This window comes from Tsukamurella sp. 8F, from assembly GCF_029167375.1.
Classification (GTDB): Bacteria; Actinomycetota; Actinomycetes; order Mycobacteriales; family Mycobacteriaceae; genus Tsukamurella.
This window is the reverse complement of the sequence record NZ_JARFTP010000022.1, coordinates 17,654-28,181: the sequence shown is the minus strand read 5'-3', so window position 1 is coordinate 28,181 and position 10,528 is coordinate 17,654. Positions and strand designations below refer to the sequence as shown.

The 10,528-nt window shown below is 67.9% G+C and carries 9 protein-coding genes; 7 read left to right on the top strand and 2 right to left on the bottom strand.

The genetic code is table 11. The features are described from left to right. The first annotated feature begins 111 nt into the window (after positions 1-111). A complete protein-coding gene (locus P0W64_RS16185) occupies positions 112-732 on the top strand; it encodes a TetR/AcrR family transcriptional regulator C-terminal domain-containing protein (RefSeq protein WP_275481187.1) in 621 nt (206 codons plus the stop codon). A 194-nt stretch (positions 733-926) separates the two neighbouring features. Here the strand turns inward: P0W64_RS16185 and P0W64_RS16180 are convergent, their stop codons facing one another. Beyond that, positions 927-1,538, bottom strand: coding sequence for a TetR/AcrR family transcriptional regulator (locus P0W64_RS16180; protein WP_275481186.1), 612 nt, complete (start codon positions 1,536-1,538; stop codon positions 927-929). A gap of 103 nt (positions 1,539-1,641) precedes the next feature. Between P0W64_RS16180 and glf the strand changes: the two genes are divergently transcribed. From glf to zomB, 5 genes are read left to right on the top strand one after another with little or no spacing between them, the layout of a single operon-like run. Next, on the top strand, positions 1,642-2,832 hold the full coding sequence (gene glf, locus P0W64_RS16175) for a UDP-galactopyranose mutase (RefSeq protein WP_275481185.1): 1,191 nt from the start codon (positions 1,642-1,644) through the stop codon (positions 2,830-2,832). Then, positions 2,799-4,727: a glycosyltransferase gene (locus P0W64_RS16170; protein ID WP_275481208.1), complete on the top strand. Its 1,929-nt coding sequence runs from the start codon at positions 2,799-2,801 to the stop codon at positions 4,725-4,727. The genes glf and P0W64_RS16170 overlap by 34 nt, the downstream gene beginning before the upstream one ends. Next, positions 4,724-5,311, top strand: a complete 588-nt coding sequence (locus tag P0W64_RS16165) for a phosphatase PAP2 family protein (protein ID WP_275481184.1) — start codon at positions 4,724-4,726, stop codon at positions 5,309-5,311. Before P0W64_RS16170 ends, P0W64_RS16165 begins: the two co-directional genes overlap by 4 nt. Then, positions 5,308-6,225 carry a decaprenyl-phosphate phosphoribosyltransferase gene (locus P0W64_RS16160; protein ID WP_275481183.1) on the top strand — a complete coding sequence of 306 codons (918 nt, stop codon included), beginning with the start codon at positions 5,308-5,310 and terminating at the stop codon, positions 6,223-6,225. Before P0W64_RS16165 ends, P0W64_RS16160 begins: the two co-directional genes overlap by 4 nt. Further along, positions 6,203-8,323 carry a flagellar motor control protein ZomB gene (gene zomB / locus P0W64_RS16155; RefSeq protein WP_275481182.1) on the top strand — a complete coding sequence of 707 codons (2,121 nt, stop codon included), beginning with the start codon at positions 6,203-6,205 and terminating at the stop codon, positions 8,321-8,323. The genes P0W64_RS16160 and zomB overlap by 23 nt, the downstream gene beginning before the upstream one ends. On the opposite strand, the gene P0W64_RS16150 is transcribed toward zomB, so the two are convergent. Then, positions 8,320-9,702 carry an NAD(P)/FAD-dependent oxidoreductase gene (locus P0W64_RS16150; RefSeq protein ID WP_275481181.1) on the bottom strand — a complete coding sequence of 461 codons (1,383 nt, stop codon included), beginning with the start codon at positions 9,700-9,702 and terminating at the stop codon, positions 8,320-8,322. The genes zomB and P0W64_RS16150 overlap by 4 nt on opposite strands. Positions 9,703-9,783: 81 nt before the next feature. Between P0W64_RS16150 and P0W64_RS16145 the strand changes: the two genes are divergently transcribed. Further along, complete coding sequence (locus P0W64_RS16145; RefSeq protein WP_275481180.1) at positions 9,784-10,437, top strand: TetR/AcrR family transcriptional regulator; 654 nt, start codon at positions 9,784-9,786, stop codon at positions 10,435-10,437. The last annotated feature ends 91 nt before the right edge of the window (positions 10,438-10,528 follow it).

Genomic DNA, 10,528 nt, shown 5'->3' with positions numbered 1-10,528 from the left:
GCGGGGCGTCATTGAGGAAGTCATCGACGATGACCGTCAACGTTGATGACGTCAGCAGTGATGACGCTATGGCTACGATGGAGAACCTGTCAAGGGTCGAGAGGAGTGGACGTGGCCTTGCTGCGCCGTGCGGATGTAGTGGACGGGGCGATCCGCCTCCTGGACGCCGAGGGACTGGACGGGCTGACCACGAGGAAGCTGGGCGCGAGCCTGGGTGTCGACGGATCTGCCCTCTATCGCCACTTCCCCAACAAGACGGCACTTCTCGAGGGGATTGCGGACCGCATCGTCCAGGGGGTGGACCACTCGTTGCCGGACGGTGCATGGGACGAGCAGCTGGCCGTCTTGGCGGTTCGGCTCCGCGACGCACTGTTGGCCCATCGTGACGGCGCGCGCCTGGTGGCCGGGACCTACGTCATCGGGCCCAACACCCAGCTGTCGGCCGACACGATGCTGGGGCTGCTGGAGCGTGCCGGTTTCGCACCGGATCGTTCCGGCTGGATCCTGTTCGCGCTCAACTACTACGTGCTGGGCTACGCCATCGAGGAGCAGGCGCTGCGTGGACTCATCGCCTCGGGGGCGTGGCGTCGCAAACGCGAGGACATGCTCGACGCAGCAGGCAGCGACTACATCAGGACCGCCGTTTCCGCGACATTCGAGGCCGATCCGGACGAGCGTTTCGAATACGGCTTGCGGGCCCTCCTGGACGGGTTCCGTCGCGAACTCGGCTGAGGCGCCGCCGCTTCGGCCGCGCCGGCCCTGATTCGCGACGCCCTCTCCGGCGGCGCTGGAGTCCGCGCACCAGAACGGACGGGATGCCGCCACTAATACGAGACGGTATCGTATCGTATAGCTATGGTCGTAGCTATCGAGATCCTGTTGGTGCTGGTCGGGCTGGTGACGGTGTGGACTGCCGGCTACATCCTCTACCGATTGTTCTGGGACTGACCGATGAGCAACGGCAGGGCGATCTCGTCGACGATCCGAGTCAGGTAGGCGTCGTCGACCGGACCATCCCGTACCGATAGTCGATGGAAGATGAGGGCGGGGAAGGTTCGGGCCACAAGGTCGAATTCCCCGTCCGCGACGATCTCACCGCGTCGTCGCGCGTTGGCCACTGCGACGGTGAATGCCTGCCTACGTGGAGCTGCGACGATCTCGTCGAGGGCGGCGCGCAGTCGGGGCTCCCGGGGCAGCGCCGCTACGACCCCTGCGAAGACCGCATCGCGCTCGTCGTGCCGACCGAGGTAGGCGCGGCCGATGTGCAGCAGGTCCGAGCGCAGTTCGCCGGTATCGGGCGCGGGCTCGTTCCAGTTCAGCGCTATGAGGGCGGCTATCGCGAGATCGGACTTCGTCGCCCACCGCCGGTAGACGGTCGCTTTTCCCGCGCCCGCGCGCGCCGCGACCGCTTCGATGCTCATCCGGTCGTAGCCGACCTCGGCGATCAGCTGTTGCGCGGCGGCGAGGATCGCACGCTCGCGCGCGGTGTCCCGTGGCCGCCCGGCCCGAGCGGTTTCCGTGCCCACTGCTGCTCCCATGCTCGATCGCCGCCACTATACGAGCGGCGGATCCGCGGATCGCGGGTCACACGCCCGCGGCGGTCAGGCCCCGTCCGGCGCGGTTCCGATACCCTGAGTGCCCGTGGCGAGCGAAAAATCTTATGACCTGATCGTGGTCGGCTCTGGCTTCTTCGGCCTGACGATCGCCGAGCGCGCCGCGTCGGAGCTGGGCAGGCGGGTGCTCGTGGTCGAGCGCAGGCCCCATATCGGCGGCAACGCCTACTCCGAGCCCGAGCCCGAGACCGGCATCGAGGTGCACAAGTACGGCGCCCACCTGTTCCACACCTCCAACGAGAAGGTGTGGGAGTACGTCAACAGGTTCACCGATTTCACCGGTTACCAGCACCGGGTGTTCGCGATGCACGACGGGCAGGCGTACCAGTTCCCGCTGGGGCTGGGCCTCGTCAGCCAGTTCTTCGGCCGGTACTTCACGCCTGACGAGGCGCGCGCGCTGATCGCCGAGCAGGCCTCGGAGTTCGACTCCAAGGACGCACGCAACTTCGAGGAGAAGGCCATCAGCCTGATCGGGCGCCCGTTGTACGAGGCGTTCTTCAAGCACTACACGGCCAAGCAGTGGGAGACCGATCCCAAGAATCTGCCCGCGGGCAACATCACGCGACTGCCGGTGCGATACACGTTCGACAACCGCTACTTCAACGACACCCACGAGGGGCTGCCCACCGCGGGTTACACCAAGTGGCTGGAGAACATGGCTGCTTCCGACCTGATCGACGTGCGGCTCGACACCGATTGGTTCGAGATCCGCGACGATGTCCACGCAGGCCAGCCCGTGGTCTACACCGGCCCGCTCGACCGCTACTTCGACTACAGCGCGGGCCGCCTCGGTTGGCGGACGCTGGATTTCGAGACCGAGGTCCTGCCCACCGGCGACTTCCAAGGCACCCCGGTCATGAACTACAACGACGCCGATGTGCCCTACACCCGCATCCACGAGTTCCGGCACTTCCACCCGGAGCGCAAGGAGTACCCGGCCGACAAGACCGTCATCATGCGCGAATACGGCCGCTTCGCACGCGACGACGACGAGCCGTACTACCCCATCAATACCCCCGACGATCGCGAGATGCTGGCCGTGTACCGCGAGAAGGCCAGGCAGGAGACCGCCGAGAACAAGGTCCTGTTCGGCGGCCGGCTCGGCACCTACCAGTACCTCGACATGCACATGGCCATCGCCAGCGCGCTGACGATGTTCGAGAACACGCTGCGGCCCCACCTGGAATCGGGTGCGCCGTTGCAGGAGGAGAACCAGTGACCCAGGCGCGGACCCTACTCCAGCGGATCATCCTGCCCCGTCCAGGTGAACCCCTCGACGTCCGTGCGCTCTACCTGGACGAGGCGACCACCAATACGCGTCGTGCACATGCCCCGACGCGCACCTCGCTGAAGCTGAGTGAGGACTCCGAGGTCAGCTTCGCGACCTACTGGGGCGCCTTCCCCGCGTCGTACTGGCGCCGGTGGACGATCCTCACCGATGTCGTGTTGCGGGTCGAGGTCCGCGGCACGGTCCGGGTCGACCTCTATCGCTCCAAGATCGACGGATCCCGGATCGCGCTCGGCGGAGCGCTTGTCGATATCGACGAATCAGGTACGGGCACAGCAGAATTCGCAACCGATTTGGGCCCCTTCGAGGATGGTGGCTGGATCTGGTTCGACATCACCGCCGACAGCGATGCCGAGCTGATCAGCGCCGGCTGGTACTCGACCATCGACGATGCCACGCTTCCCACCGAGAAGCGGGTGACCGTCGGCATCCCGACCTTCAACCGGCCCGACGACGCCGTCGCCGCGCTCGAGGCGCTCGCGTCCGACCCCGAGGTCGACGATGTGATCGACGCGGTGCTCATGCCGGACCAGGGCACGAAGAAGGTCACGGACCACCCCGGCTACGCGGCTGCCGTCGACAAATTCGGCGACAGGTTCCACCGCTTCGAGCAGGGCAACCTTGGCGGCTCGGGTGGCTACAGCCGCATCATGTACGAGGCGCTGCGGCTCACGGATTCGCCGTACGTCCTGTACATGGACGACGACATCGCCATCGAGCCCGATTCCATCCTGCGCGCCCTGGCGTTCGCGCGGTTCGCGAAGACCCCGATGCTGGTCGGCGGACAGATGCTCAATCTGCAGGACCGCAGTCACCTGCACTGCATGGGTGAGGTCATCGACCGCGGCCGGTTCATGTGGACAGCCGCGCCCTTCGTGCACTACGACCACGACTTCGCGAAGTACCCGCTCAAGGACCGCGAGAAGTCCAAGGACCTGCACCGGCGCATCGACGTCGACGGCAACGGCTGGTGGATGTGCCTCATCCCGCGTGTCGCCGCCGAGCGGATCGGCCTTCCCATGCCGCTGTTCATCAAATGGGACGACTGGGACTACGGGCTCAGGGCCGCCGAGGCCGGGTTCCCGACGGCGACCATCCCCGGCATCGCCATCTGGCACATGGCCTGGTCCGATAAGGACGACGCCATCGACTGGCAGGCGTACTTCCATCTCCGGAATCGACTCATCGTGGCCGCGCTGCACCACGAGGGCGACCACCGGGGCATCATCAAGAGCTCCGTGAAGGCGCTGCTCAAGCACCTCCTCTGTCTCGAATACTCGACGGCCGCGATCCAGATCGAGGCGATGCGTGACTTCCTGAACGGGCCGGAGGGGCTGTTCGACCTGCTGCCGACGGCATTGCCCAAGGTCGCGGCTATGCGCAAGGAGTACCCCGACGCGGTCGTCCTGCCGTCGGCGACGGAACTCCCTCGCACCAGCGGAGAGGCGACCGCACTCGGCACCGCGATCCCCACGAATCCCGTGGCGAAGGCCAAAGCACTCGCCGCCGCGGTCCGCAACAACGTCCGGCCCGCGGACCCGCGCAACCACGAGGTGCCGCAGGCCAACTACCCGCCCCTACAGGCCCGATGGTTCAGCCTGGGCCGTGTCGACGGCGTAACGGTGACCACCGCCGACGGCCGCGGCGTCGTCTACCGTCAGCGCGACCGCGCGAAGATGGCGGAGCTCATGAAGACGTCGCTGAAGCTGCACCGCGAGGTCGACGCGCGGTTCGGCGAGATGAAGGAGCGGTATCGCGCCGCCTACGCTGACCTGACCAGCGTCGACGCCTGGAAGCAGATCTTCGAGCCGGAGGAGACCAAGTGACGGAGAGCGAAGCCGGGCGCGACTTGCGCACCGAGGAGGGCATCCTCGTCGCAGTACAGGCTCGGCTCGCCGATCAGCCGGCTGTGCTTCCCGCGGCGCGCGGCCTGAGCCACTTCGGTGAGCACTCGATCGGCTGGCTCGCGCTGGCCGGCCTCGGCGCGCTCCTGCAGCCCGGTCGCCGTACGCAGTACCTCACCGCGGGTGTCGGGGCCTTCGGCGCCCACGCTGCTTCCGTCGTCATCAAGCGGATCGTGCGCCGCCGGCGCCCGGATCACCCGGAGATCACCGTCGGCGTCGGCACGCCCAGCCGGCTCAGCTTCCCGTCGTCGCACGCCACGTCGTCGACGGCGGCTGCGATCCTGCTCGGCCGCGCCTCTGGCGTGCCGGGCGGTGCTCTGCTCGCGACCGCCGTCGTCGTGCCCCCGATGCTCGCCTCGCGTCTCGTGCTGGGCGTGCACTACCCGACCGACGTGGCCGCGGGTGCGGCGATCGGAACGCTGAGCGCGGCGGCCGCGATCGAGGGTGAGAGACTGTGGCAGCACCGGAGGAACAGCAGTATGGCGAAGGGACAGCGGACCGCATGAGCGAGGAGCCGATCGAGCACGGTGAGCTGAAGGCCCCGTCGAACCTCGCCACCGGGCTGATCAAGGCCGTGCGCCCCCGGCAGTGGGTGAAGAACGCCCTGGTCCTGGTCGCGCCGTTGGCAGCCGGTCTGGACGGTGTCTCCAGGCACGGGCTCGTGGGCGTTGCGGTCGCGTTCGTCGCGTTCTGCATGGTCGCCTCGAGCATCTATCTGATCAACGACGCCATGGACGTCGAGGCGGACCGTGCGCATCCGACCAAGCGCTTCCGCCCCATCGCCGCGGGGGTCGTGCCCCGCAACCTCGCGTTCGTGATCGCCGTGATCCTCGCCGCAGGGGCGCTGGCGATCTCGTTCATAGCCAACTGGCACCTCGTGATCGTGATCGCGGTCTACCTGGTGATCCAGCTCGGCTACTGCTTCGGACTCAAGCACCAGGCCGTCATCGACATCTGCATCGTGAGCTCCGGGTTCCTACTGCGTGCGGTCGCCGGCGGTGTCGCGGCCGAGCTGCCCAAGGGGCTGTCGCAGTGGTTCCTGCTCGTCATGGCGTTCGGATCGCTGTTCATGGCCGCGGGCAAGCGGTACGCCGAGTTGCAGCTCGCCGAGCGCACCGGCGCCAAGATCCGCAAGTCGCTCGAGTACTACACGACCACCTACCTACGGTTCGTGTGGACCCTGTCGGCCACGGCCGTCGTGCTGGCATACGGGCTCTGGGCGTTCTCGACAGTGCACGCGCAGAACGTCTGGTACGCGCTGTCCATGGTCCCGTTCACCATCGCCATCCTTCGGTACGCGGTCGACGTCGACGGTGGCGAGGCTGGGGAGCCCGAAGAGATCGCGCTGGGGGACCGCGTCCTCCAGCTGCTGGCGGTGGCGTGGATAGGAGCCGTCGTTGTCGCGGTCTTCGTCGGCTGAGCCATCCGAGCCCCGCCGCTTCGGGCCGCCCGACGACCCGGAGGCGACGACTGCGTCGTTCTCGGCGGAGGCCGTGCAAAGCGCGCTGCGGCGCCGAGCCGGTTCGGCCCACTCGCGCCGTGATCCCGATGACACCCTGCGCGCAGAACTGAAGGACGCCTTCCCGCTCCCGCGCGTCACGCTGTGGCTCGGCGTGCTCACCTCGGCCGTCCTGTTCGGCTATGGAGCCTGGCAGCGTCGCTGGATCGCAGACGACGGGCTGATCGTCCTCCGCACCGTCCGCAACCTGCTCGCGGGTAACGGCCCGGTTTTCAACCAGGGGGAACGCGTCGAGGTCAACACCTCTGCGGCCTGGACGTACATCGTCTGGTTCTTCACGTGGATCAGTGATGTTCAGATCGAGTACGTCGTGCTCGCGATCACGCTGGTCCTGACGGTGCTCACCCTGCCGATCGCGATGCTCGGCACGGCCCGGCTCTACAAGGGCGGACCCGGGTGGTCGGGCCTGCACGGCAGCGGTCTGCTGCTGCTCCCGGCCGGTGGCTTCGTCTACATGGCTCTGCCGCCGGCGCGCGACTTCGCAACCAGCGGCCTGGAGTCGTCGTTGACGATCTTCTGGATCGCGGGCATGTGGTGGCTGACCCTCGTGTGGGCACAGCGCGACCCGGACGCACGGGACCGAGGCGACAAGGCGGTCACCTACGGCCTCGCCTTCGTCGCCGGACTGTCCTGGTTGGTACGGCCCGACATGGCGCTCATCGGCGCCATGGTGCTGGCACTCATGTTCGTGTCGCCGATCGGTGCCGGGCGGCGCATCGGCATAGTCCTCGCGGGCGGCCTGCTTCCCGTCGCGTACCAGGTATTCCGGATGGGCTACTACGGCCTGCCCGTACCCAACACGGCCATCGCGAAGGACGCCAACGGCTCCAAGTGGACACAGGGCTTCGACTACCTGTGGAACCTCGTCGACCCGTACTCGCTGTGGCTGCCCGTACTGGCACTGGTGATCGGCGCCCCGCTGGTCCTGCTGACCGTCGTCGGCCTGCGGCGGGACCCGCGCCCGGTCCGCACAGGCTCGCGCATCGCGCGGGTGCGGGCCGCACTGCGCAGCCCGACTGTGGTCGTGATCCTCTTCCTGCTCGGCGGACTGGCCGAGGGCACGTACTGGCTGCGGCAGGGCGGCGACTTCATGTCTGGTCGCGTGCTGCTCGCGCCGTTGTTCATCCTGCTGTTGCCGGTCATGGTGCTGCCCCTGCGCATCCCGAGCCGCGCGCCAGCGGCGTCCGAGCACCTGCGCGGCCGGCTGACCACTGCGGCACGCGTGCTCGGGGGCTCCGCTGGTGCGGCGGTCGCCGCCGTGCTGTGGGTTCTCGTGATCGGGTGGGCGCTCTATGCTTCCACCTTCCGCGGGCAGCCGGACGGCACCTACATCGGCCGGAGCGGCATCGTGGACGAGCGCTCCTTCTACTCCATGCAGACCGGCCACTCGCACCCCGTCACGGCACAGGACTACCTGGACTATCCGCGCATGCGGTCCCTGCAGCAGTGGCTTCAGGCGACGCCGCGCGGCGGCGTGTACCTGCCGTCGTACGACTACGACTGGTGGTACTACGACCCGCTGCCGTACCCCAAGCCCGCGGACGTTCAACAGCGCCAGACGGTGTTCTTCCTCAATCTGGGTATGACGTCCATGAACACGGATCTCTCTGTGCGCATCTGGGATCAGGTGGGCCTGGCGTGGCCCACCGCCACGCACACGTCCCGGCTGACCGACGGCCGGATCGGTCACGACAAGGACCAGTACCCGGACTGGGCGATCGCCGAGACGAGGGCGATGGCCAAGCACCCACTGCTGCCGTACTTCATCGATCCGGACTGGGTGAACCAGGCTCGCGTGGCCCTGCAGTGCCCGGCGATGAAGCAACTGCATCAGTCCTACGCAGCGCCGCTCACGTGGGACCTGTTCAAGCGCAACATCAAACTGTCGTTCGCGACCATGAGGTTCCGCATCGACCGCACCCCCGAGTACACGCTCCAGATGTGCGGCCAGAAGGTTCCGCCGCCCCTGCCCTACGACAAGACGGTCATCAAGCGCTAGCGGATGCGGCCCGCGGCCGGTTCCTCCGCGAGCGAGGCGGCGATCCGCTCAGCCGTGGCGGTGCCGATACGGACGGCACCGTCGACGTGCTGGTAGCCCGGCCCCGCTATGTCGGAGGACGCGAAGTACAGCGGCCCGACGGGCTCGTTCTGGTCTGGGCCGTACCGGTGCAGGCCGCCCAGGTCGTACGACGCGGCGTACGCACCTCGCGTCCATTCCTCACTGCCCCAATCAGATTCGTAGTACACGGTCGGATTCAGCGCGGCGGGTCCGAGGGCGTCCGCGATGGACGCGAGAATCTTGGAGCGGCGCTCGTCGGCGCCCAAGGCGAACAGGGTGTCGGCCTTCTCATCGGGTACGAATCCCACGAGGGTGCCGCGCTCGTCGCCGTGATTCGTGTTGTCGTACACCTCCTGCACCAGACCGGCGGGATTGAAGCACGTGCCGGACAGGCCTTCGGCGCGCCAGAACGGGGTGTCGTACACGGCGTGAACCTTGATCACCAGGCCCATCGACTGGTGTTGGTGCGCCTGGTGTTTGCGGCGGGGGAGCGGCGGGATGTAGCCGATGCGGCTGTACAGGTTCGGCGGCACCGCCACGATCACGCGGCGGGCGCGGACGGTCGCCTCCTGGCCGACCACGGTGACTCCGCTTTCATCCCAGTGGATCTCACGCACCGGACAGCTCAGGACCACGTCTTCGGGTAGCTCCGCGGCCATCGCCTCCGACACCGACTGCATTCCTGTGATGATGCGCCGATCGAGAAGGAAGTCCTCGTCGACGATGTGGCGGAAAGCCCCCGTCGACGCAGCCATGAGCGCTGCCTGCAGGGCCGAGAACGAGTGGGCGGGCTTCGTCAGCATGCCGCCCGCGATCCACAGTGCCACGGCGTCACGGGCGTCGGGGTCCTCGGACTGCTGGATCAGCCACTGTGAGAACGAGACCGAGTCCAGCTCGGCGGCGCGCGGGTGCGCCCATGGCGCGGCGGGATCGACCTCGGCCGCGAGATCGTCGAGGAGTGCCACCAGGCGCTCGGTCTCGGTCGCGGTGGCCGGCGCGGCGGGGGTCTCGTCGCCCGTGAGGCGAGTGGTGCCGCCGTCGGGCGACACGTAGACCGTGTCGCCGTCGCGGTATCGGGAGAACAGCTCCAGCCCGAGCTCGTCGATCAGCGCTATGAGCGCGGTCTGATCGGGCGACACCCACTGGCCGCCGATCTCGAGCCGGGCGCCTTCGACGGTGTCGGTCCACGTCCGCCCGCCGACGCGGTCCCGCGCCTCCAGGACGGCGACGGTGTGCCCCGCGCGGGTGAGCGCGCGGGCGGCGGACAGGCCGGTCGCGCCTGCGCCGACGATCGCGACGTCACGGGTGAGCTCCTGCATCGTGTGACTCCTCATGAAATGAAACAAATTCATTAATAGGGTAGCGCACATCACAGAGCGGGGGTAGGGGATGATGCGGCAATGACGGAGTCGACCCGCGGCCGCGGCCGCCCGACGGTCCGGGTTCTGAGCCCGGACCGGATCGTCGCCGCCGCGATCGCGCTGGTCGAGCGTGGCGGAGAATCCGCGCTGACCATAGCGGCGCTGGCCCGGGAACTCGGCGTGGCACCGTCGGCGCTCTACAACCACGTGAGCGGCAAGCGCGAGCTGCTGCTCCTGGTCCAGGACCACCTCATCGCCGAGATCGACTACGCCGCGTTCGCCGAGGCGCCCTGGGACGAGGCCGTCGTCTCGTGGGCGAGATCGATGCGCGAGGTCTTCGCGCGGCATCCTCAGCTCATCCCGCTGTACGCCGTCATGCCGGTGACCGAGTCCGCGATCGTGCTCGCGATGTATGAGGCGGTGTCGGATGGACTGCTCCGCGGTGGCTGGTCCGAGGACGAGGCCGTGCATGCGATAGTCACCGTCGAATCGTTCGTCCTGGGCGCCGCGATGGACGCGACCGCCCCCGACGACCTGTTCGACACCGGTGCCCTCGCTGCGCGGTTCCCGGTATTCACCCGCGTGGTGCGTGCGGAACGCGAAGCAGCGCAACGGTCCTCGCGCGCAGACGCGGCATTCGACCTCGGCCTGCAGGTCCTGGTCGCCGGCCTTCGGGACCGCCTGCCCACCTGATCGGCGGGCGATCACGAACCGGGTCCTGAGAGCGGCTATGCCGCTATATATCGGGATAGCCGCCCTCCGGACCCGTCTCGTGACTCGACGC